The following is a 22714-nucleotide window of genomic DNA, read 5'->3' on the forward strand; positions in this document are numbered from 1 at the left end:
ACCAAATAAAATTAATATCTATTTTCCGATGCAGAAATTGGAAAAAATATTGCCCAAAAGGTCATCGGTGGTAACACTTCCGGTAATTTCTCCTAAATGATAAAGGGCTTGCCGGATATCTATGGCCATTAAATCGCTCGAAAGTTCCATATCCAGACCTTCTTTTACTTTTTGGATTTCTTCCAATGCTTTTAACAGGGCATCATAATGTCTGCTATTGGTGACAATGGTACTGTCGCCGCTCAATGCCCCAGAATCCACAAGTGATAAAAGTTTTTCCTCAAGTTCAGAAATTCCAGTTTTGAATTTTGCAGAAAGGAAAAGCACATTGGGAATTTCTTTCTTGACTTTGTTTATTTGATCCTCGTTCAAGAGGTCCATTTTGTTACAAATGGGCAACAACTGTTTATTGGGGTAACGTTTTTTAATTTGACCTAGCTCTTCTTTGTCAAAGTTCAGACCATCGAACAAGTAAATAATAAGTCGTGCTTTGTCAATTTTTTCATAGGTGCGTTCAATACCGATTTTTTCTACAACATCTTCCGTTTCCCTAATTCCCGCGGTATCGATAAACCTAAAATTGATGCCATTTAAACTAATATGGTCTTCAACGGTATCCCGGGTAGTACCTGCAATTTCGCTTACAATGGCCCTTTCCTCGTTGAGCAGAACATTCAACAGCGTAGATTTACCTACGTTGGGCTGACCTACAATGGCAACGGGAATCCCGTGTTTGATCACATTCCCCAGTGCAAAGGAATCTATCAACTTTTTCAGAACTTCGCTTATACGGTTTAGGAGCTCGTTGAATTGGGTTCTATCGGCAAACTCCACATCTTCTTGGGAAAAATCCAACTCCAGTTCAATCAAGGATGCGAAGTTCAAGAGTTCTTGGCGCAATTCTTGGATTTCATTACTGAATCCTCCTCGCATTTGTTGCATGGCTATGTCGTGTGCAGCTTCACTATCGCTGGCAATAAGGTCGGCCACGGCTTCAGCTTGGCTGAGGTCCATTTTGCCGTTTAGAAACGCCCTAAGGGTAAACTCACCTGCCGATGCTGAACGACAACCACTTCGCAACAATAACTGGATTATCTGTTGCTGAATAAAAGGTGAACCATGGCATGAGATTTCCACTACATTTTCACCTGTATAGGAATGTGGCCCTTTAAAAATGGATACTAAGGCCTCATCCAGAACCTTCTCGCCATCCACAATATTTCCCAAATGGATGGTATGGCTTTTCTGTTGCACCAATTTTTTTGCTTTGATGGATTTAAACAGTTTATCCACTAGGGTTATGGCATCCGGTCCGGAAACTCGAATCACTGCAATGGCACCCGTTCCAGAGGGAGTCGCCAAGGCTACAATGTTATCTGTATACGACATGGATACAAAAGTACGAATTAGCTGTTGTTTGTAACATTTTCGGTGATTCGTATACTAATAAAGTGAATCATCAAAATCAATCAAAATGGAAGTCATTAATCAAAAAGTAGTTAGAACAGACAATACGTTGTTGGCCGTAACACATCTGACCCAGTTGTTGGGGTATGCCATAGGCTTCGGAAGCCTTATTGTTCCTTTGATCATTTGGTTGTCATCCAAAGATAGGGTTGAAGGGATGGACGAGCATGGAAAGGCTATCATCAATTTTCAAATCAGTCTTATACTGTATATCATTATCAGTATTCCCGCCATATTGCTCTTAGGATTGGGAATTCTGGGGTTGATCGCAACGGGAATCCTTGGGTTTATTCTACCTATCGTAAATGCTGTCAAGGCATCTAATGGTGAGTCTCCATCACATTTTATGACGATTCGGTTTTTAAGCTAACGTGATGAGCGTGAATATTTGTGCTACTTAAATTCAACCACCTGTTTTTAAATGTTTTCTCTGGACTGTTAAATCTTTTTTCTTTGAAAACTACGATACAATAATACTTTAACATCAAGGCCCAACTAATAGAGAAAGCCAACATCTTTTTAGCTAATTTTTTCTTTGGATAGAAGACTTTTGTATCATAATAAAACACCGCGTTTGAAAACTTGATTTTGTAAGGTATGTTCCCCCAACCAGTATCCAATAATGTGCAATTATTCAAAAAACACCATTCTATTTGGTTTACGAACATTAACTTACCTAAGCTGTATTTATAATAGTTTTCATTAAAGGAAGTGATTGCCGCAGTAAGTATGTTTTTATGCCGAAAGCTTAGAGAAATAGCAATAGGTAGATTATTATCATACAGAACGAACATAGCGGCATTTTTGGATAAGATCATATCGTAACAAGTTGGAACATAGAAATCCCATTTGGACAAAGCGGTATGTGTATGGGTCCTTCCTTCAAATCTTTTGAGAATATATCCTTTAAGTGTTTTGAACAAATAGGTATAGTGGTCCTTATCCATTTCGCCATGATATACTTTTAACTGGATGTTATGATCTCTGTACAACCGTTGCCTATCCTGACGTATGCTTTTGTATGTTTTTTTACCTAAAACATCCTTTAAATAGTCTGTTGCGGAAGATGAATTTGAAAAGTCCATGGCATAACCTAAACGATAGGATTTGGAGTAATGACCATAATAACTATTTAAAGTACTTTCCCTTTTGCCGATATAAGGCATTACACAATTAACAATGTGGACATTGTTATCTTTTAAGGTGCTATTTTCAAAATACGCGTTCGGAACATCTTCAATTTCTTTATAAAAAGGAGGCACTGTGTTCTTCTCAAAGAAATCAAAAGAAAAGTTATGGGATTTTATACCTAGTAACTTCATTTGTATTAAAAACTAATATGATAAAGACTAAAAAAACAAAAAGGGGCAAAATAATTGATTTTGCCCCTTATCATTAATTATTAAATAAAGGAACTTGCTGCATTAGTCAAACAGAAAGTAAGTGGCCCAATTGTTTCCAGGGAAATCACAACCGTCTGCCCAAGCTGTTTCCTCGCAAGGACTGCATTCCAATGGTATTGGGATTATTAATGGCTGTACACCTTCCGAAATCAAAATAACACCAGTTACATCACCACATTCCGGAGTAAATCCTTCTCCATACTCTTGAGCTAGTTCAACCAATTCGGTTACGTGCTCTGGTGTGAAATCTCCAAGTGCACATGCTTCACAGTCTTCATCTTCAATGTCATCCAATAATTTCCAAATGGCAAATTGAAGGTCTCCGTAGGTATAAGCCTCTCCACTGGAGGGACTTAGCTCACCAACTATGTTTTGGTTCAACAACCAATTCACCAAGTCAAAGTTCTCAGGATATTCGAAAGCATCTTCCGGTAGCTCATCATCTAAAGAATAAACATCCGCTGTGTAACAGTTGTCCAGATTAATGGGAGAATCGTTGTCAATACACCAAGAGCCATATGAACCGGCCAGTGGCCCTTCGGCTATGGTAATGTTTAAATAAGCATCCGGTCCTTGGTCAACCGTACAAAACTCAACAGTTTCGGGAAGATTGGCCGCAATAGTCTCGGGTGAACTTGTAGCACACTCCACCACAGCATGTGCGGCTATATAAGGTCCTTTTCCAACAGGAACTTCGTATGTTACTGTTTTTTCACAGTCAAATTCATCAGAGTATTCGAAATCACCATTTTTAGGGTTTCCAGAATTGGTAATTGGAAACTCTTCTGGTGAGTTGACAACAGAAAGGTGGGTTTCTGTAATACACCAATCATCATTGGTTATTTCATAGGTTATTACATAATTTCCACCTGATTCGGAAACTGTCACTTTTCCAACCTCAATGTTCTGTCCTGCATAAAGAATGGATTCGGATTTCAGACAATCTTCAGAAAAATCAAACTCGACGGAGTTATCATTCTTTTTGGCTTTAATTTGCCCCTTACCTGCAACTGCTTCCAAGTTTTCACCTGCAGGTTCCACTTCACAGGCAAAAAAGGTAAATGCAAACAGTGCAAGTACGGCTAGTGTTAATTTTTTCATCTTCAATAGTTTAAGGTTTAAAATCTTATTCTATTAAAATTATGCAAAACAAGTTCACTTAAACTATTTATGCGATGAACGCTACAATTCATCGATAAATCACATTTTGAGTAATTAACCTTTGTATACCAGTAAGTTATGTGGGGTTTTGCTTAGTTATTCAGCATCACGGGCATCACCAGCATGGTTACATGCTCTCCTTCATCCAAACCATCAATAGGGGTAAGGATGCCCGCTCTGTTCGGCAAGCTCATTTCCAAAGAAACTTCATCGGAAGACAAATTGTTCAACATTTCCAATAGGAATCTGGAGTTGAAACCAATTTGCATATCATCTCCTTGGTAGGCACAGGATAACCTTTCTTCGGCTTTGTTACTGTAATCCACATCCTCTGCAGAAATATTCAGTTCAGCACCTGCAATCTTCAAACGGATTTGATGTGTGGTCTTATTGGAGAAAATGGAAACCCTTCTCACTGAACTCAGGAATTGGTTTCTAGCTATGGTCAGTTTGTTCGGGTTCTCTTTAGGAATCACCGCTTCGTAGTTCGGGTATTTTCCATCGATCAATCGACATACCAATTCTGTGTTGTCAAAATAGAATTTTGCGTTACTGTCGTTGTACTCAATGGTCACTTCAGATTCTGAACCTGCCAAAATACCTTTTAACAATGTCAAAGGTTTTTTGGGCATAATGAATTCCGCCACTTCGGAAGCTGTTACATCCTGGCGCTGGTATTTTACCAACTTGTGCGCATCGGTGGCCACAAAGGTCAAATCCTCTGGGGAGAATTGAAAAAACACACCGCTCATTACTGGGCGAAGGTCATCGTTTCCAGCGGCAAATATGGTTTTATTGATGGCTGTTGCCAAAATATCTCCGAGTAAGGTGGTGGAGCTCGGGTTGGAAACTTCCACCGCTTTTGGGAATTCCGCTCCATCGGCGTATGCCAAGGCATATTTACCGTGGTTGGAGCTGATTTCCACTGTATTGTTGTCCTCAACAACAAAAGTCAAAGGTTGCTCAGGGAATGTTTTTAAAGTATCCAAAAGCAAACGTGCGGGAACTGCAATGGTTCCTTCGGAATCGGAATCCACTTCCAAAACCGTACTCATGGTGGTTTCCAAATCGGACGCAGAGACCGTCAGCTTACTTTCTTTAAGGTCGAACAAAAAATTGTCCAGGATGGGCAAGGTGTTGCTATTGTTGATAACTCCCCCCAAAACCTGAAGCTGTTTCAATAAATATGTACTGGATACGATAAACTTCATCAACGAAATACTTTAGTATAGTTGCCTTTTTGGCAATTTAACCCACTTAAAGGGCGTTTAAAATCAATAAAAACAAATATATCCCAAATGGATTTAGCAGAGAAACAAATTTATTAACAGTTAAGTGGTAAATTTTCGTTTTCTGTAATAACCAAAGAACAGACCAAAAATTAAGGTTAAAACTATTGGTAATCCAATGTTTACAAGTTGCCACTTGGTTTTTTGTTCTGCAATTTTTTTGACATCCAATAACGGTATGGCCACTTTCTTGTTTCGAATGTTAATAAGCCCCGTATTGTCCAAAAGGTAATTTGTACTGTTCACCAAAAATTCCTTGTTGCCATAGAAGTTACTGGTCCATTTATCGTACCCCAATTCCAAGGGTCTGCCGTTGCGGAGTTGGTTTTTGATGACGTCCCCATCCGAGATGACGATCATCTTATTTTCGGGACCTTCTTCCAAAGTATTTTGCAACTTTAATGGTTTTACCCTGTTCTTGAACATAGAGGTGAAATTCCCCTCGATCAACACGGCCAAAGGCAAATTGCCGTTGTTGTATGTTGCTTGATCAGGTTGTTGGTTGATCATATCCAAACTAACCACTCTCGGAATCCCGTCTGTTTTGGAAAGTGGAGAACTCTGCAATAAAATGGTCATTTGGTAATCGTTTTCCAACACCTCCATTGGACTGGTAAACTGAAACCGCACTGCTTCAATGTTTGTGTTGATGGGGTGATTGTTCTGCGAAAAAACCATGGGGTAATAAAACCATGGCAGGGGATTGTACTGTGAATCGTTTCCTTCTCCTGTGGCCAAAACAATTTGGGTAAAATAAAGATCATTGACCAAAACAGGATTGATCCGTATTCCATATTTAAAGAACAAATCTTTTAAATTGAGGTCTCTGGGAACAGCAATGGCCTCTCCGCCACCAGCATAAATACTATCCATTTCCATATTGACCTGGTCCATCATCCAAATGGATTTACCCCCTTGAACCATATATTGGTCCATTACATATTTTTCTTGGTCGGTAAACGCCTCGGTGGGTTTTGCTATAAGGGCAAGGTCAAAGTTTTTTAACTGGTCCAAAACATTTTGGGGATTGGAAGCTACGGAATCCAAGGTTATAGCGCCAATGTTGTAATAATCCCGGATGGTGGTCAGATAATCGGCAATGTAAATATCTTCCAGTTCGCCATTTCCTTTAATAACGGCGATACTCTTTTTTTCTTCAATGCTCAACTTGGTAAAAGCATCGGCAAAGGCGTATTCCAATTGCTGTACCGAGTTGTTAATGCGCTCCTCTGCAGTTGAACCTTGTTTGTTTTTTAATAAGGGTACTCTAACGGTCTGGTCGTTGTAATTGACCATGGCCCAAGGAAAGACCAACTCATTGGATACCTTTCCATTTTCCTCAACGGTAACATTGGCAGGCTGTAATCCCAAACTTTGTAATTGGGCAACAGTTTCTTGCGGATTTTCGCTGTCCTCCATGGGGTCCACCAAATTATATTTGATGTTACTGTTCTTGGACCCGAAGGATTCCAACAATTGAACGGTTTCCGATTTGAGTTTGGCAAACTCAGCAGGAATGTTTCCATCCAATAATACATCCACGATTACAGGTGTTTCAAATTTTTGTGCTACGGCTACGGCAGGCTCGGATAGTGTATATCTTTTATCCTCTGTAAGGTCAAAACGGGTGTACACTATACTCGCCAATAGGTTGATGGCCACCACGGCTATAATCACTTTTAATATGGATGCAAAAAACTTTCCCATTACCTTGGCAATTGTTTTAAACGTTGAAAGGTGAGATACAGAAACAATAGGGTCAACGAGATAAAGTAGACCAAATCCCTGGTATCTATCACACCTCTTGCAATACTATCAAAATGTGCTTTTGCACCGAGCGATTGTATGGTTTGTTGCGTATCTCCGTTAGAAAATAAAGACGATACGGCATCAAACCCGTTAAAAATCAGAAAACAGACCAAAATCCCCACTAAAAATGCTATGATTTGATTATCGGAAAGGGTAGATGCAAATATCCCGATGGAGGTATAACAGGCTATCAAAAACAACAATCCAAAGTAAGAGCCCAATACTACCCCTAGGTCATAATTGCTCGCTACCATGCCCAATCCCGATATGGCGAAAACATAAACGATTGTTGGAATCACTGCGATGACGCACAACAAGAATGCACCCCAAAATTTACCAAGGACCAACTTCCAAACAGAGATAGGTTTGATCAACAATAATTCGAGCGTTCCCATTTTTCGTTCTTCGGAAAAGCTTTTCATTGTGATGGCGGGCACCAAAAAGATAAAAACCCAAGGAGCCAATAAGAAGAAGTTGCTCAAATCGGCAAAGCCGTAGTCGAAAATATTGTATTCGCCCTTGAAGACCCATAGAAAAAGTCCGTTGAGCAGTAAAAACGAACCCACGATCAAATAACCGATGGGCGATGTAAAAAAGGACCGTACCTCTCTCTTAAAAATTGCGAACATTAAGATGGGTTTGTTGATTGAATTTTATGAACACTCCAAGCTTCGGGCTTTCCGGCAAACAATTTTTTGGTGTTGCCCCAAACCTCTTTAAAGAAATCGGAATTCCTGTACTGGTTCAGGTGGGATTCCGTATCCCAAAAACTATAGGTAAAAAATATGTTGGAATTATCGATATCTTGATACAATTCTACCATATTACAGCCTTCAAAAGCCAAAATACCATTTTTGCTTTCTTCAAAGATTCGCTCAAAACTAGCAATATTTTCGGGTTTAAAAGTCAGTTTTACAATGCGTATCAACATTTAAAGGAAATTTATGGTTACCGTGTCCCTGTAGTTCAGCCCAAGAAGCGAAGATGCCCCCCCAACGGAATTGAGGTCACTTTTATAAATGGCAAGCTCTATGTAGCCTGCAGAATTAAATAGGGCCAGAGCGTCCCCAGGGCCCTTGCGCTGGTTGCGTTCCAAGTTATAGTTGATGATGCCGTTGTAGCTCTGGTGCACTTGCCTTATTTTGGTGGTCCGTGCAATAATTTCAAAATCTCGCCCGCTCCGATAGGCTTCGAACAGGCTTTTTTGGATATTGGTGACCACGTTACCGTAATTATCTATATAAATTACATTCCCCGTAATGGTTTTCCCTTCGTTGGTTATTCGTGGTTCAAAATCACGTAGTTCCTTTAAACTTGGCAATGGTCTGCCAATTACTTCCAATTTTCCGCCGCGTGCAATATGGCAGGCCACTTGAACAAAAATATGGAGCACGGGAAACGCACTGGCTTCTGCATTGGGTAGATTGATTTGCACCACTTTTTCTGGTTGTACCTCAGAAGTTATCAAGGAAATTACCCCACTGTTGGCACTCACAAAATAGTGCCCATCCACCTGAACGACAATATGCTCGTTTTCGGGAGAAATTTCAGAATCCACCCCAACGATATGAACCGTTCCCTTTGGGAACGCACGGTAGGCGTTCCTTAGGATATAGGCACATTCCTGAATGTTGAAAGGACTAATGGCATGGGAAATATCAACAACGCTAATATCGGGGAGGTTGCTCAGTATTGCCCCTTTAACAGCACCCACAAAGTGGTCCTTGTATCCAAAATCGGTAGTTAAAGTTATGATTGGCATACAATACTGTTGATATGTTTTTCCGCGTTCAAATTGATTTTTAATTAAGTTTGTTTGTAAAATTAGTCAAAAAAGAAAGAATAAAATTCTTCAAAAACAACTGTAACACCCCTCTATTTTTGAACGAACTAATAATTGAACTTACGGAAATCAGCCCCCAGGAATTTTTTGGACAGCAAAATGCCAACATTGAGTTGCTTAAGAAATACTTTCCAAAACTTAAGATTGTAGCTAGGGGCAACAAGGTCAAGGTATTTGGCGATGAAGAGCTTTTGGAAGAGTTCGATAAACGATTTGATGAGCTCACGGGTCAATTTGCCAAATACAATAAGCTTGATGAGAATATGATCGAGCGGGTGCTTACAAGTACAAGCAAGGAGGAGTACACTTCATCATCCAGTAGCGGAGATGTCTTGGTCCACGGTGTCAGCGGTAGGTTGATCAAAGCCCAGACGGCCAATCAAAGACGTATGGTCGATGCCTGTAAAAAAGACGATATGGTTTTTGCCATAGGTCCTGCAGGTACAGGTAAAACGTACACCGGTGTTGCTTTGGCCGTAAAAGCCTTGAAGGAAAAACAAGTGAGGCGTATTATTCTTACGCGTCCGGCTGTGGAAGCAGGGGAGAACCTGGGTTTTCTTCCGGGTGACCTAAAGGAAAAGCTTGATCCTTACATGCAACCTTTGTACGATGCCCTTCGTGATATGATTCCATCTGAAAAATTGGAAAAATATATTGAGGACGGCACCATTCAAATTGCGCCAATGGCATTTATGCGTGGCCGTACCTTGGACAATGCCTTTGTGATTTTGGATGAGGCCCAGAACACCACGCACGCCCAAATGAAGATGTTCCTGACCCGTATGGGAAAGAACGCCAAGTTTTTACTGACGGGCGACCCGGGCCAGATTGATTTGCCACGTAGGGTAATTTCAGGTTTAAAGGAAGCTTTGCTTATTCTGAAGAATGTGGACGGCATAAGTATTATTTATTTGGATGATAAGGATGTGATCCGACACAAATTGGTGAAAAAGGTGATTGATGCCTATCAGAACATAGAGCACCAGAATCAATTCTAGAAAAATTATGGGAATGAATACGCTGATGTCCACGGATTTTAATTTTCCTGGACAAAAATCTGTTTATAAAGGAAAAGTAAGAGAGGTCTACACGCTGGAAAATGATGTTTTGGTAATGGTTGCAACGGACCGCCTCTCCGCTTTTGATGTGGTGATGCCCAAGGGAATCCCCTATAAAGGCCAAATCCTGAATCAAATTGCAACCAAAATGATGAAGGATACCGAAGATATTGTTCCCAATTGGTTAATGGCTACACCTGACCCAAATGTTGCCGTAGGCAAGGCCTGTGAGCCTTTTAAAGTAGAAATGGTAATCAGGGGCTATATGTCGGGCCACGCGGCACGAGAATATAAATCCGGTAAAAGATCGCTTTGCGGAGTGCCCATGCCCGAAGGGATGAAGGAGAACGATAAATTCCCAGAACCCATTATTACGCCGGCAACAAAAGCGGAAAAAGGAGACCACGACGAGGACATTTCCAAAGAAGATATTTTGAAGCGAGGCATCGTTTCAAAAGAAGATTACGAAGTTTTGGAAAAATATACGCGGGCCCTTTTCCAAAGAGGAACCGAAATAGCGGCCAAGAGAGGGCTTATTTTGGTGGACACCAAATACGAATTCGGTAAAACAAAAGATGGCGAAATTGTTTTGATCGACGAGATCCATACCCCGGACTCCTCACGGTACTTTTATGCGGAAGGGTACGAGGAGCGTCAAGAAAAAGGTGAAGCCCAAAAGCAATTGTCCAAGGAGTTTGTGAGGCAATGGCTTATTTCCAACGGATTCCAAGGATTGGAAGGACAAACGGTTCCAGAAATGTCCGATGAATATATTGAGTCGGTTTCCAACCGTTACATTGAGCTTTATGAAAATATCACGGGAGAGCAATTCGTAAAAAGTGATATTTCCAACCTTCAGCATCGTATTTTGGAAAACGTTACAGCATATTTGGCAAAGTAAGCCACCAATATTGTGATTTGACCAATAAAGTAAAGGGAATTTTAACGATTCCTTTTTTTGTTGATTAAAGATTAATAAACATTTAAAGCTAAATTGATATATTTATGCTAATTAAGTATATCAACCATGGAAAGTTGTCCAAATTGCTCATCCACAGCGTTTACCAAAGCAGGAATAATCAAAGAGCGGCAACGTTACAAATGTAAGTCCTGTGGTTATTACTTTACGGTGCCAAAACTAGGCAAGCGGATTGACGATTACTTCGTGAACAAGGCGCTACAGCTGTATTTGGAAGGATTGACCTATCGTGAAATCGAACGTATTTTGGGAGTTTCGCACGTCTCCGTAATGAATTGGGTACGAAAATACAACATCAAACGACCTTACAATTCCAAATACCATCCCACCTACAAAATATTGAACCATACAGAGCTTCAAAAATACTTCCAAAACCCTAAAAATCTTAAAGGGGCGGGGCAGTTGGTTACAGAATTGGGCGATAAGTTTATGCTTATTAAATGGGATAGATTCAAAGATTAACTATAATAAATTAACACATATATATACTAATTTTTATTTCAGATTAAATTTTTAGGATGTTCGTAGGGCACATAACGCTCTAACATCCAAACTGAAATGAAAAAGATAATACTTGGAATGGCATGTTGTCTGTTGTTCGTTCCAGAATTATTTTCACAGGGAAACACCGAGTATACAGGAGGTTTCAAGATCAATTTTAACGAAGACGGGTCAAAGTATCTTCGTATGATCGCATGGGGCCAGTTTTGGTTCCAATACAATGATAATGTTTCGGAGGATGCCAGTACTACAAACTTTAGCGTACGACGGGCAAGATTGTTGAGCTTTACCCAGTTGAACAAAAAGTTTTTGATTTTAACTCATTTTGGACTTAATAGTCTTAATGGTAATAATTTAAGTGCAGTTGGAAAAGAGGAGTCCTCTCAACTTTTTTTCCATGGTTTTTGGGGTGAATGGAGAGTTGCAGAGAATTTTTATGTAGGCACTGGACTCCATTACTGGAACGGTATATCGCGATTGAACAATAGTAGTACCCTCAATTTTATGACTTTGGACAATAACCGTCAGTCTTGGGCGGTACTCGGACTCAGTGATCAATTTGCACGCCATTTGGGAGTATATGTAAAGGGGAGGTTAGGGCGTTTGCAGTATCGAGTTTCCTTCAATGAGGCCATTACGAATACCTTGGATGCCGATAACGCACCCTTACCAGATGGTAGGGCAGTTTACCGGGGAAGAGAATTACTGGGTTCTGCAGAAGCGGGCAAAGTGATTCAGGGCTATTTCGATTATCAGTTCTTGGACGAGGAATCCAATTTTCTTCCATACAAAGTTGGCACCTATCTAGGAAGCAAAAGAGTATTCAATGTTGGGGCAGGTTTCCTAACACACCGTAATGGAACCGTGGCAATGGATGGAACCGGTAACTTGGAAGGTGAAAATGTCAATATTTTTGCTGTCGATGCCTTTTATGACGCACCCCTCGGTGAGGACGGTTCCGCAATAACTGCTTATGCGGTATTTCAAAATAACGATTATGGTCGTAACTTCAACCTTGGACCTTATGGTACTGGAAGCATGGTTTATGGACACGTAGGATATCTGATTCCGGACGCTTCGGATAGGTCAAGGGTACAACCTTACTTATCTTACCAAAATAGAACAATAGACGCAATAGATGACAACGCTACAAGATTTGGATTGGGAATCAACCTATTTATGACGGGCCATCATTCCAAATTAACATTGGAATATGCCAATTCCAAAGTTGGAACTGGAGACCGTAATGGTATTGTTACTTTGCAAGCACAGATTTATTTATAACTAATCAAACCAACAAATTATGTCAGAAAAGCAAAAAAAGGCCACGGCCTATTGGAAAGAGAACCTAAGATATCTGGTCATTTTATTGGCCATATGGTTTTTGGTCTCCTATGGTGCGGGCATCATCTTTAAAGATGCTTTGAACAATATTCGTATTGGCGGATTCAAATTAGGCTTTTGGTTCGCACAACAAGGATCTATCTATGTATTTGTCATTCTCATTTTTGTTTACGTACGCCTAATGAACAAATTGGACAAAAAATACGGCTACGACGAAGATTAATTAACCAACAAACAATTGAATTATGAGTGATGTACAAATTTGGACCTATGTCTTGGTGGCATTATCATTTGGTCTGTATATAGGAATTGCAATATGGTCCCGAGCGGGTTCCACCAAAGAATATTATGTTGCCGGAGGAGGGGTTTCGCCCCTTGCCAATGGTATGGCCACAGCAGCGGATTGGATGTCGGCCGCCTCTTTTATTTCCATGGCCGGAATTATATCTTTTGCAGGGTACGATGGTGCCGTGTATTTAATGGGATGGACAGGAGGTTACGTGCTTTTGGCACTGCTTTTGGCACCTTACTTGAGGAAATTCGGGAAATTCACAGTCCCAGATTTTATAGGAGAACGATACTACTCCAAAACAGCGAGAATAGTGGCCGTTATCTGTGCTCTAATCGTTTCGTTTACGTATGTGGCAGGTCAAATGCGTGGTGTAGGTATTGTTTTTTCGAGATATTTGGAAGTCGATATCAATACCGGGGTTGTCATCGGGATGGTAATTGTGCTGTTTTATGCCGTTCTGGGAGGAATGAAAGGAATCACCTATACTCAAGTGGCACAGTATTGTGTGTTGATTTTCGCATTTATGGTCCCTGCCATTTTTATTTCCATTCAAATGACTGGTAACCCAGTTCCACAGCTTGGTTTCGGAAGTACCTTATCGGATGGTTCCGGAACGTATCTTTTGGATAAATTGGATGGTCTTTCCACTGAATTAGGTTTTGCCGAATATACGGATGGCTCTAAAAGTTTGGTAGATGTCTTTGCCATTACACTGGCCTTAATGGTCGGTACGGCAGGCTTGCCCCACGTGATCGTTCGCTTTTTTACGGTAAAACGGGTACGTGATGCAAGAAAATCTGCAGGGCTGGCATTGCTGTTTATCGCGATTTTGTATACTACTGCACCGGCAGTGGCTGTGTTTGCAAGAACCAACCTGATCGAAACGGTAAGCGGTAAGGAATATGATAAAATGCCCGAATGGTTCAGTCGTTGGGAAACCACTGGATTAATTGCACACGAGGATAAAAATGGGGACGGTAAAATTCAATATGTCGCCTCTCCAGAAGTCAATGAATTGACCGTTGATAGGGACATTATGGTATTGGCCAATCCCGAGGTCGCAGATTTACCGGCGTGGGTAATTGGCTTGATAGCCGCCGGTGGGCTAGCCGCAGCTTTATCCACTGCAGCTGGGCTGTTACTGGTAATCTCATCCTCGGTTTCACATGATTTGATTAAAAATGTACTTAAACCGGACCTTTCTGAAAAAGCAGAGCTTTGGGCTGCACGTCTTTCAGCTGCCGTAGCTGTTGTTATTGCAGGATACTTCGGAATCAATCCGCCTGGATTTGTGGCGGCAGTGGTTGCTTTGGCCTTTGGTCTCGCTGCAGCATCATTCTTTCCGGCCATCATCCTAGGTATTTTCTATAAAAAGATGAATAGTAAAGGTGCTATCTCAGGAATGATCGTAGGTCTCTGTTTGATGCTCTTCTATATGTTGAAATTCAAATTTGGAATTTTTGATGGAGGTAAAGAAGCGGTCGCTGGTCTTCAAGAAAGTTGGTGGTTCGGCGTTTCGCCCGAAGGCTTCGGTACCATAGCCATGATCGTCAACTTTATTGTGGCAATAGTGGTCAATATGTTTACTCCGGAACCGCCCGAAGAAGTACAGGAAATTGTGGAGCATATAAGAATACCCAGCGGTGCGGGTGAAGCATCGTCACATTAATTAGTTGGTTGTGAAAAAGCGGTGTGGTATGGTTTTACCGCACCGTTTTTTGTAATTTTAAGTTTAGCGACCATGCAAATAAAAATGAAGAAAAGGCATCAACAGAAATTGATACTTATTTCCGTAGTTCTGTTTTTTTTATGGAATGTGCCATTCATTACCATTTTTGATGGTGATGCAGAAATTTTAGGATTCCCTGTCTTCTATGTGTTTATTTTTTCCAGTTGGTTACTCTCCATTGTTTTGACCTACATTATTTTAAAACGGTTCCATGAGTAATTTTGCTGTAGGATTGGCGATAGTATGTTATTTGGCCGTTCTTTTTATATTGGCCTATTTTGCCGAAAAAAATCAACGCAGCAAATGGGTCAATAACCCTTATGTGTATACATTGTCCCTGGCTGTATATTGTACTGCATGGACTTATTATGGAAGTGTAGGAATCGCTTCCAGTTCTGGCATCAGTTTTTTGGCCGTTTATTTGGGTCCTGTAATCGCTTTGCCACTTTGGATTGTTGTAATGCGGAAGGTTATCCGTATCTCCAAACAACATAAAATTTCGAGTATCGCCGATTTTATCTCGATGCGATATGGGAACAATAGGCTCCTGGGAGCATTGGTCACATTGACTTGTTTGTTCGCCATTATTCCTTACATATCCTTGCAGTTAAAGGCGGTATCAGAAACATTTTCCTTGATTTCATCCAACGGAAGTTATGAGGCCACAGGTTTTTTTGATGATTCCACCTTCTACATAGCCTTGCTGATTGCTGTTTTTGTTGCCTTTTATGGAACATTGTCCACCGACACTTCAAAACATAAAAAAGGTATTATTGCCACAGTGGCCATGGAATCCATTTTAAAGTTGTCCTTTTTCTTGGCCATAGGAATTTACATCACATTTTATTTGTTCGATGGAACCACGGATCTGTACAATCAGGCCAGTCTCCAAGAAAACTTTAAACAGCTGACTTCCTTTGGCGGGTTGGAAAATGGGTTCAATTGGCTTTTTACCATTTGTCTTTCCTTTTTCGCCATTTTCCTGCTGCCCAGGCAATTTCATGTTGCAGTAGTGGAAAATGATAATGAAAGTGATCTGCGCAAGGCCATTTGGTTGTTTCCGTTATACCTGTTGTTGTTCAATTTTTTTGTGATTTTTATCGCTTGGGCGGGAAATATAAGTTTGCCAGATACCGTAAACCACGATTATTACACGCTTTTGTTACCCTTACAAGCAAACAATTACGGGTTGGCACTCCTGGTTTTTATAGGTGGATTTACCACGGTGATTTCCATGATAGTTGTATCTACCTTGGCATTGTCCACTATGGTAAGTAATAACATTGTAATTCCCTACGGATTTATCAAAACCTTGGTAGAGGGCAACCCCGAAGAGAATACCAAGCGTATCAAAAACATAAGAAGGGCTGCGATTTTCCTCTTAATAATCATCGCTTATTTCTTTTACATTCGGTTTTCTGTCCAACTCTCATTGTACTCCATTGGGTTGATTTCCTTTGTGATCATTGCCCAGTTGGCACCATCGTTCTTTTTGGGGCTAACTTGGCGAAGGGGAACGGCTAGAGGCGCCGAAATCGGTATTCTGGTTGGTTTGGCCGTTGTTTTTTATACATTGTTTGTGCCAATAATAAGTCAAGCGGCCTTGCCCAATGCAAATTTTGTTGAAGATGGCCTGTTCGGTTATTCATGGTTAAGTCCAACTCATCTGTTCGGGTTGGATTACCTAACACCGGAAAGCAATGCCTTTTTATGGAGCATATCTTTCAATACCCTCACTTTTGTTACGTTTTCACTCCGTACCAAAGGCAATTACCGGGAACGTAATTATGCTGAGATGTTCGTCAACCACGAAAATTATGGTAATCTTCAAGAGGGAGGGTTTATTTGGAAAGGAGAGGCCTATGTGGCCGATATCAAACGATTATTGAACAGGTTTTTGGGAGAGCAAAGGACCAACAGGGCCTTGCGTCTTTTCAATAAAAAATATAATATCTCCGAAACCGAAGAACGAGCTGATGCCAGATTGATCAACTTTTCGGAAAAGCTACTAACTGGAAGTATCGGAAGTGCTTCTGCAAAAATATTACTGTCCTCAGTTTCCAAGGAAACACCAATAAGTTTAGTGGAGGTACTTACTATTCTAGAAGAGAGCAAGGAGACCAAAGCAAGCAATAAATTACTTAAGGAGAAGTCCGAAGAGCTTGCTGCCATGGCCCAGCAATTAAAGGCTGCAAACGAAGAACTCCGTATTCAGGATAAGCTAAAGGATGAGTTTTTGGATACTGTGGCGCATGAGCTCAAAACTCCAATAACCTCTATAAAAGCGACTTCGGAAGTTTTAGAGGATGAAGGTATGCCGACCGAACTTAGAAATAGATTTCTTGAAAATATTAATAGGGACAGTGATCGGTTGGACACCCTAATACACAACATCCTGGATCTGGAGAAACTATCCGGGAACAGGTCGGAATTGGACATTGACGACCACGATATGTCCAAGACTATTCAGAAAGCCATAAAAGGAGTGGAGCAGATTGCATTAAAAAAAGAGGTGAACATTAAGTTTCCCAAAAAAGAAAAGATGTTTGCAGCCTATGATGAGGACCGAATTTTGCAAGTATTAACGAATTTGCTTTCGAATTCGCTTAAATTTACGGAACCCCATAGCGGAAAAATCAAAATTCTGTTGGAAGACCTCGATAAAGAGGTTTTGGTCACCATTAAAGATAATGGCAAGGGAATACCCGATGAGGACAAGGGTTACATCTTTGACAAATTCTATCAATCAAAAAATCAAAATGTAAAGAAGCCGCAGGGTAGTGGACTTGGTTTGGCCATTTGTAAAAAAATAGTGGAAAGCCATAAAGGGACCATAGCTGTGGATAAAGAGTGTAAGGAAGGAACCCGTATGATATTTTCAATACCAAAACAGCAATGAAGCAGAAAAAAATACTGATAGTGGATGATGAGCCCAACATTGTGATGTCGTTGGAATATGCCTTTAAAAAGAAGGATTTTGAAGTATTTATTGCCCGTGATGGTACCGAGGCCCTGGAAATATCGGACAGGGAGAGACCAGACCTTATACTTTTGGATATTATGATGCCAGAAATGGATGGGTATGAAACCTTAAAACGAGTAAGGGACAATAAAGAGCTGTCACATACCAAAGTGGTGTTTCTATCTGCAAAGAGTAAGGAGAAAGATGTAAAAAAAGGATTAAAGATGGGGGCGGACAGTTACATGACCAAACCTTTCTCCATAAAAAAGGTCATTTCTGATATTGAAGATCTATTGGGCTAAGGACCCATAAAAAATGAAACTTAAAATAATTTACATATTAACTAAACGTAGCGTTACATGAGTAATTATCATATCAAGCACTTGGAGGAGTATTTTCAGGTGTATCGAAAATCCGTTAGAAACCCCGAAGGATTTTGGGAAGAAGTTGCAGAAGAGCACTTTCACTGGCGTAAAAAATGGGATTCAGTATTGGAATGGGATTTTACCAAGCCAGAGATAAGCTGGTTCAAGGGAGCTAAACTGAACATTACCGAAAACTGTATCGACCGTCACCTTCGCATTAGAGGGGATAAAACTGCCATTCTTTTTGAACCCAACGACCCAAAGGAAGAAGCAGAACATATCACCTACAATCAACTTCATGAACGTGTTTGTAAATATGCCAATGTACTTAAGGAGAAGGGTGTGAAAAAAGGAGACAGGGTGGTGATCTACCTTCCCATGATTCCAGATCTGGCCATAGCATTATTGGCCTGTGCGCGCATTGGTGCAATCCATTCTGTTGTTTTTGCAGGTTTTTCATCAACAGCATTGGCAACGAGAATAAACGATTGTGGTGCTAAAATGGTGTTGACCTCTGACGGTTCCTACCGAGGCACGAAGGTTATCGACCTCAAAGGAATTGTAGATGAAGCTTTGGAAAGTTGTCCAGATGTTGATACGGTATTGGTGACCAAACGTACCGGAGGTAAGGTGACCATGAAGGAAGGCCGCGATGTTTGGATTCAACCGCTTTTGGATAAAGCCTATTCCGATTGTGTACCGGAAATCATGGATGCAGAAGATCCACTGTTTATTCTGTACACTTCGGGATCTACCGGCCGTCCAAAGGGAATGGTACATACAACGGGAGGCTATATGGTGTATACGGCATATACCTTTAAAAATGTATTCCAGTACCGCGAGGAAGATGTGTATTGGTGTACTGCCGATATAGGATGGATCACGGGACACTCTTACATTGTTTACGGACCATTGGCCAATGGTGCCACAACCGTAATGTTCGAGGGAGTACCTTCTTATCCAGACTTTGGGAGGTTCTGGGAGGTGGTGCAAAAGCATAAGGTAAACCAGTTTTATACCGCTCCAACAGCCATAAGGGCGCTTGCCAAGGAAAACTTGGATTTCGTTACGAAATATGACCTTTCCAGCTTAAAAGTGTTGGGTACGGTAGGAGAACCCATCAACGAGGAGGCTTGGCATTGGTATAACGACCACGTAGGAGAAAAGAAATGCCCCATTGTGGATACTTGGTGGCAAACGGAAACAGGAGGGATACTCATTTCACCGATTCCATTTTCCACACCAACCAAACCGACCTATGCCACCTTGCCCATGCCAGGTATTCAACCGGCGCTTATGGATGAAGATGGCAAGGAAATTAAAGGAAACCAAGTGGATGGAAGATTGTGCATCAAATATCCATGGCCATCAATCGCCAGAACTATTTGGGGCAATCATCAACGTTACAAAGACACCTATTTCTCGGCTTTTGAAGGCAAATATTTTACCGGGGATGGAGCGTTGAGGGATGAAGTTGGTTACTACCGAATTACAGGTAGGGTAGATGATGTGATCATTGTTTCCGGCCATAATTTAGGAACAGCTCCTATTGAAGATGCCATTAATGAGCATCCGGCCGTGGCCGAATCCGCAATTGTTGGTTTCCCGCACGACATCAAAGGAAATGCCTTGTACGGATACATTATTTTGAAGGAAACAGGGGAAACCCGGAACCGCGACAATCTGAAAAAGGAAATCAACCAATTGATCACAGAGCACATCGGACCTATCGCCAAGTTGGATAAAATCCAGTTTACCGAAGGCTTGCCAAAAACTCGAAGTGGTAAGATCATGAGGAGAATTCTTAGAAAAATTGCATCCAAAGATACCAGTAACTTAGGGGATACTTCAACTTTGTTGAACCCGGAAGTAGTGGAGAATATCATGAAGGAAAGTCTTTAAATAGGCCATATTGAATACATTATAAAGGGCCTCTTTATCTAAGGAGGTCCTTTATTTTTTCCGGTTTTAGCTTTTCAATGATCCGTAAAAAGGCAATAGCGGTGATAAAGGCATCACCTAAAGCGGTATGCCTGTCTTTTCTGGAAATACTAAATTTGTTGGCAAGGTCATCCAGCGTGTATCGGTCCTTGCGCTGCACCACAGTGGATATCAATAATGTTCTTATGTAAAGGGATTCGGTATCCAAGGTCTTGTTCTTCAATTTGGGTAGACCGTTTCTTTTTAGTGCGGCATTTATCATATTAATGTCGAACATAACATGATGCCCCACCAAAATATGGTTTTTGGCGTAGACCAAAAACTGTTTCAAAGCATCAAGTTCCGAGATACTTTCTTTTTTGCTTTTCTTTAAAATGCCATGTATTTCGGCACTCTCCGAATCATAATGATCCTGTTGAATGTATACCTCAAAACTATCCTTGACCACAATATTGTTGTCCAGTAGTTTCAGCGCACCGATACAAAGCATACGATCTCTGGTCAAACTAAAACCTGTAGTTTCCGTGTCCAATACCACAAAAGTGTTGTCATGGACACCCTCTGGAAGTTTTTCCTTGAAATGCTCTTCGTACTCCCACCAAAAATCGGGAAGTTCCAGCTGTTTTTTTTGGGAGAACGGCCACATTAGCGCAACATATTTTTTACTTGGAACCTCACCTCGATCAACGATTGGATTTCCTTAACGGTTTTAAAGGTTCTTTTCAGTTTGATTTTCTCTTCCTTGTTCAATTTGTCCAAGGCAATGTACCTGCCCGAATCGTTGTGGAGCAAACCTTGTCTGGTCCTGAATTTCAGTAATGCTTTGCTGGCGTATGAGCACGCGAGGTACAACTCTTTGTTGTTGGGTTCCAATTCGGCCAACTTTTCATAACGCTCTGCCGTGTTGTTAATGGATTTGATGGAGTGCGATAAAATCAAAACCCGTGCAGCATCAATAATGGGCATGAGTACCCGTAGTTTCAAATCGAAAAAGTCTTTGTGCTCTCCATCCTGTTCCACCAAAAAATCTCTGAAAAAACCTGATGGGGAAGGATTTTGTAAAGCTCCGCTAGCCAAGTGCGTAAAAAATTGGGGATATTTACGGGCATGGTCAAATATGCTGTGTGATAGTTCATCGGCAAGCGATTTGTCGCCATAGGTTACGTTGTAATCAAAAAAGATGGAGGATAGAAGTATTTCCTCAGGTCCCGGATTGTGAATCCAATGTGCAGTGACCTTTTTCCATTCCGTTAAACTATGGCACCATGATCGGTTGGATGCCATCATATCCGCCGGACAATACTCAAATCCGATGGTATTGAGCATTTTGGAAATACGTTCCCCAAGTTTTAAAAAACAGCTTCGGGTTGCTTCCAACTTTTCCTCCTGTACATCCTCAAAAATAATGGCGTTGTCCTGATCTGTGTTCAATAATTGTTCCCCACGGCCCTGACTGCCCATGCTGAGCCAGGTAAATCTTGCTGGCGGTTCCTCTTCCATTTTGGCCAATGCAATTTGAATAACCTGTTTTGTGGATGCATCATTGAGTTCAGAAATAATTTTGGATACCAATCCCAATGGAATGTTTTGATCTAAATAGCCTTGTAGCAGATTCATGATACCATGTCGTATCGCACGTAATCTTTTGGCATCCGTAGCTCTTTTAATGGCCCTTAAAAGCACTGCAGGGTTGTTTCCTACCGCCACCATGATGTCGTGCTTGGAAAGGATTCCGACGGCTTTCGTATCCGTAGTACCATCTTTTGTGAGCACAAGATGACTGATATTACTTTTCATCATGGCCATCTGTGCTTGTGCCAGCGTAAGTTCTTTGGGATATGTAATAATAGGGGAGGACATGATTGTTTTGGCGGCCGCTGTGATGGGGAACAGTCCTGTGGCCACCTTTTTTCTCAAATCTTTGTCCGTTATGATCCCAACGGGTAAGTTATCTTTCTCCACCAAAATGCAACTTACGTTATACTGGGTCATTTTGTTGGCTATGGTTTTAATTTTGGTGCCCTCCTTGCATGTAATAAGGTCAGTGGAATACTTAATGGGCTGAAGATCCAATATTTTGTTTGTGGAGTATTGCTCCGCCTCGGTATTTACACCGTACAATTTTCCTCGGTGTTTAATGGAGTAGGGGTTACCGGTATTGGAAGCAAAGCTTTCTATCAAAAAATTTCCAATTCGTTTATTTTCCAATGCCAAGGGCTTAAAGTCTTTGATGGGAATAGCGTAAAGAATGGTCTCCTCGTAAGCTTTGGCCTCTAATTTATAACTCTCATGCGCCAACAAGGGCCTTAGGCCAAAAACATCGCCCTCATCACAGATATCCAATATTTGACTTGAGCCAGATTTGGACAAGGCTATGGCACCCTTGTTCACCACATAAAAATACTGGTGCGGATTTTCATTCTCGGAAAAAACAATGGTATTGGTCTCCTTATGGATGATCACAACCTCAAGTGACAAGTGCTCAAGCTGTTTTGCCTCCATGGAATTAAAGGGAGGGTAGTTTTTCAGGAAATCGGCAATGCGTTCTGATATGGTGTTTTTCATGTTACT

At 41.0% G+C, this 22714-nt stretch carries 21 protein-coding genes; 11 read left to right on the plus strand and 10 right to left on the minus strand.

Annotated elements, in window-relative coordinates:
• Positions 1 to 18 precede the first annotated feature (18 nt).
• On the minus strand, positions 19 to 1389 hold the full coding sequence (mnmE, locus tag J0654_RS02910; protein WP_207026265.1) for a tRNA uridine-5-carboxymethylaminomethyl(34) synthesis GTPase MnmE: 1371 nt from the start codon (positions 1387 to 1389) through the stop codon (positions 19 to 21).
• An 85-nt stretch (positions 1390 to 1474) separates the two neighbouring features.
• On the opposite strand from mnmE, the gene J0654_RS02915 reads away from it, so the two are divergent.
• Positions 1475 to 1837 carry a DUF4870 domain-containing protein gene (locus tag J0654_RS02915; RefSeq protein WP_207026266.1) on the plus strand — a complete coding sequence of 121 codons (363 nt, stop codon included), beginning with the start codon at positions 1475 to 1477 and terminating at the stop codon, positions 1835 to 1837.
• Here the strand turns inward: J0654_RS02915 and J0654_RS02920 are convergent.
• The 7 genes from J0654_RS02920 to J0654_RS02950 form a co-directional block, all read right to left on the minus strand.
• Positions 1812 to 2789 carry a GNAT family N-acetyltransferase gene (locus J0654_RS02920; RefSeq protein WP_207026267.1) on the minus strand — a complete coding sequence of 326 codons (978 nt, stop codon included), beginning with the start codon at positions 2787 to 2789 and terminating at the stop codon, positions 1812 to 1814. The two genes, J0654_RS02915 and J0654_RS02920, sit on opposite strands and share 26 nt — an antisense overlap.
• Before the next feature lie 102 nt (positions 2790 to 2891).
• Positions 2892 to 3971 (minus strand): hypothetical protein, encoded by a 1080-nt coding sequence (locus tag J0654_RS02925; RefSeq protein WP_207026268.1) that lies wholly within the window; start codon positions 3969 to 3971, stop codon positions 2892 to 2894.
• A gap of 152 nt (positions 3972 to 4123) precedes the next feature.
• Positions 4124 to 5242 (minus strand): DNA polymerase III subunit beta, encoded by a 1119-nt coding sequence (gene dnaN / locus J0654_RS02930; RefSeq protein WP_207026269.1) that lies wholly within the window; start codon positions 5240 to 5242, stop codon positions 4124 to 4126.
• 120 nt (positions 5243 to 5362) lie between these two features.
• On the minus strand, positions 5363 to 7027 hold the full coding sequence (gldG, locus tag J0654_RS02935) for a gliding motility-associated ABC transporter substrate-binding protein GldG (RefSeq protein ID WP_207026270.1): 1665 nt from the start codon (positions 7025 to 7027) through the stop codon (positions 5363 to 5365).
• On the minus strand, positions 7027 to 7758 hold the full coding sequence (gene gldF, locus J0654_RS02940; RefSeq protein WP_207026271.1) for a gliding motility-associated ABC transporter permease subunit GldF: 732 nt from the start codon (positions 7756 to 7758) through the stop codon (positions 7027 to 7029). The genes gldG and gldF overlap by 1 nt, the downstream gene beginning before the upstream one ends.
• Positions 7758 to 8060, minus strand: coding sequence for a putative quinol monooxygenase (locus J0654_RS02945; RefSeq protein ID WP_207026272.1), 303 nt, complete (start codon positions 8058 to 8060; stop codon positions 7758 to 7760). Before J0654_RS02945 ends, gldF begins: the two co-directional genes overlap by 1 nt.
• Positions 8061 to 8891 carry an SAM hydrolase/SAM-dependent halogenase family protein gene (locus tag J0654_RS02950; protein WP_207026273.1) on the minus strand — a complete coding sequence of 277 codons (831 nt, stop codon included), beginning with the start codon at positions 8889 to 8891 and terminating at the stop codon, positions 8061 to 8063. It lies immediately after the preceding gene.
• Between the two features lie 119 nt (positions 8892 to 9010).
• On the opposite strand from J0654_RS02950, the gene J0654_RS02955 reads away from it, so the two are divergent.
• The 10 genes from J0654_RS02955 (at position 9011) to acs (ending at position 20104) form a co-directional block, all read left to right on the plus strand.
• On the plus strand, positions 9011 to 9970 hold the full coding sequence (locus J0654_RS02955) for a PhoH family protein (RefSeq protein WP_207026274.1): 960 nt from the start codon (positions 9011 to 9013) through the stop codon (positions 9968 to 9970).
• Positions 9971 to 9977: 7 nt separating this feature from the next.
• Entirely contained in the window at positions 9978 to 10931 is a 954-nt protein-coding gene (locus J0654_RS02960; protein ID WP_417948522.1) for a phosphoribosylaminoimidazolesuccinocarboxamide synthase, read from the plus strand.
• 126 nt (positions 10932 to 11057) lie between these two features.
• On the plus strand, positions 11058 to 11471 hold the full coding sequence (locus tag J0654_RS02965; RefSeq protein ID WP_207026276.1) for an IS1/IS1595 family N-terminal zinc-binding domain-containing protein: 414 nt from the start codon (positions 11058 to 11060) through the stop codon (positions 11469 to 11471).
• Between the two features lie 96 nt (positions 11472 to 11567).
• Entirely contained in the window at positions 11568 to 12794 is a 1227-nt protein-coding gene (locus J0654_RS02970) for a hypothetical protein (protein ID WP_207026277.1), read from the plus strand.
• Between the two features lie 19 nt (positions 12795 to 12813).
• On the plus strand, positions 12814 to 13077 hold the full coding sequence (locus J0654_RS02975) for a DUF4212 domain-containing protein (protein WP_207026278.1): 264 nt from the start codon (positions 12814 to 12816) through the stop codon (positions 13075 to 13077).
• A gap of 22 nt (positions 13078 to 13099) precedes the next feature.
• Positions 13100 to 14815, plus strand: a complete 1716-nt coding sequence (locus tag J0654_RS02980; protein ID WP_207026279.1) for a sodium:solute symporter family protein — start codon at positions 13100 to 13102, stop codon at positions 14813 to 14815.
• 84 nt (positions 14816 to 14899) lie between these two features.
• Positions 14900 to 15094, plus strand: coding sequence for a hypothetical protein (locus J0654_RS02985; RefSeq protein ID WP_207026280.1), 195 nt, complete (start codon positions 14900 to 14902; stop codon positions 15092 to 15094).
• Positions 15087 to 17774: an ATP-binding protein gene (locus J0654_RS02990; protein WP_207026281.1), complete on the plus strand. Its 2688-nt coding sequence runs from the start codon at positions 15087 to 15089 to the stop codon at positions 17772 to 17774. The genes J0654_RS02985 and J0654_RS02990 overlap by 8 nt, the downstream gene beginning before the upstream one ends.
• Positions 17771 to 18139, plus strand: coding sequence for a response regulator transcription factor (locus J0654_RS02995; protein WP_207026282.1), 369 nt, complete (start codon positions 17771 to 17773; stop codon positions 18137 to 18139). Before J0654_RS02990 ends, J0654_RS02995 begins: the two co-directional genes overlap by 4 nt.
• Before the next feature lie 57 nt (positions 18140 to 18196).
• A complete protein-coding gene (gene acs / locus J0654_RS03000) occupies positions 18197 to 20104 on the plus strand; it encodes an acetate--CoA ligase (protein WP_207026283.1) in 1908 nt (635 codons plus the stop codon).
• Positions 20105 to 20138: 34 nt separating this feature from the next.
• Here the strand turns inward: acs and J0654_RS03005 are convergent, their stop codons facing one another.
• Positions 20139 to 20789, minus strand: coding sequence for a 3'-5' exonuclease (locus tag J0654_RS03005; RefSeq protein WP_207026284.1), 651 nt, complete (start codon positions 20787 to 20789; stop codon positions 20139 to 20141).
• Entirely contained in the window at positions 20789 to 22708 is a 1920-nt protein-coding gene (locus J0654_RS03010) for a DUF294 nucleotidyltransferase-like domain-containing protein (protein ID WP_207026285.1), read from the minus strand. The genes J0654_RS03005 and J0654_RS03010 overlap by 1 nt, the downstream gene beginning before the upstream one ends.
• Positions 22709 to 22714 lie beyond the last annotated feature (6 nt).

The organism is Flagellimonas profundi, from assembly GCF_017313275.1.
Classification (GTDB): Bacteria; Bacteroidota; Bacteroidia; order Flavobacteriales; family Flavobacteriaceae; genus Flagellimonas; species Flagellimonas profundi.

Excerpts from the sequence above, each read along its gene's own strand:
- J0654_RS02970 (WP_207026277.1), top strand. The coding sequence starts at position 11,568 with ATGAAAAAGATAATACTTGGAATGGCATGTTGTCTGTTGTTCGTTCCA.
- J0654_RS02915 (WP_207026266.1), top strand. The coding sequence starts at position 1,475 with ATGGAAGTCATTAATCAAAAAGTAGTTAGAACAGACAATACGTTGTTG.
- mnmE (WP_207026265.1), bottom strand. The coding sequence starts at position 1,389 with ATGTCGTATACAGATAACATTGTAGCCTTGGCGACTCCCTCTGGAACG.
- J0654_RS02945 (WP_207026272.1), bottom strand. The coding sequence starts at position 8,060 with ATGTTGATACGCATTGTAAAACTGACTTTTAAACCCGAAAATATTGCT.
- J0654_RS02950 (WP_207026273.1), bottom strand. The coding sequence starts at position 8,891 with ATGCCAATCATAACTTTAACTACCGATTTTGGATACAAGGACCACTTT.
- J0654_RS03010 (WP_207026285.1), bottom strand. The coding sequence starts at position 22,708 with ATGAAAAACACCATATCAGAACGCATTGCCGATTTCCTGAAAAACTAC.
- J0654_RS02960 (WP_417948522.1), top strand. The coding sequence starts at position 9,978 with ATGGGAATGAATACGCTGATGTCCACGGATTTTAATTTTCCTGGACAA.
- acs (WP_207026283.1), top strand. The coding sequence starts at position 18,197 with ATGAGTAATTATCATATCAAGCACTTGGAGGAGTATTTTCAGGTGTAT.
- J0654_RS02925 (WP_207026268.1), bottom strand. The coding sequence starts at position 3,971 with ATGAAAAAATTAACACTAGCCGTACTTGCACTGTTTGCATTTACCTTT.
- J0654_RS02980 (WP_207026279.1), top strand. The coding sequence starts at position 13,100 with ATGAGTGATGTACAAATTTGGACCTATGTCTTGGTGGCATTATCATTT.
- J0654_RS02995 (WP_207026282.1), top strand. The coding sequence starts at position 17,771 with ATGAAGCAGAAAAAAATACTGATAGTGGATGATGAGCCCAACATTGTG.
- J0654_RS02990 (WP_207026281.1), top strand. The coding sequence starts at position 15,087 with ATGAGTAATTTTGCTGTAGGATTGGCGATAGTATGTTATTTGGCCGTT.
- J0654_RS02985 (WP_207026280.1), top strand. The coding sequence starts at position 14,900 with ATGAAGAAAAGGCATCAACAGAAATTGATACTTATTTCCGTAGTTCTG.
- J0654_RS03005 (WP_207026284.1), bottom strand. The coding sequence starts at position 20,789 with ATGTGGCCGTTCTCCCAAAAAAAACAGCTGGAACTTCCCGATTTTTGG.
- dnaN (WP_207026269.1), bottom strand. The coding sequence starts at position 5,242 with ATGAAGTTTATCGTATCCAGTACATATTTATTGAAACAGCTTCAGGTT.
- J0654_RS02975 (WP_207026278.1), top strand. The coding sequence starts at position 12,814 with ATGTCAGAAAAGCAAAAAAAGGCCACGGCCTATTGGAAAGAGAACCTA.
- J0654_RS02965 (WP_207026276.1), top strand. The coding sequence starts at position 11,058 with ATGGAAAGTTGTCCAAATTGCTCATCCACAGCGTTTACCAAAGCAGGA.
- gldF (WP_207026271.1), bottom strand. The coding sequence starts at position 7,758 with ATGTTCGCAATTTTTAAGAGAGAGGTACGGTCCTTTTTTACATCGCCC.
- J0654_RS02920 (WP_207026267.1), bottom strand. The coding sequence starts at position 2,789 with ATGAAGTTACTAGGTATAAAATCCCATAACTTTTCTTTTGATTTCTTT.
- gldG (WP_207026270.1), bottom strand. The coding sequence starts at position 7,027 with ATGGGAAAGTTTTTTGCATCCATATTAAAAGTGATTATAGCCGTGGTG.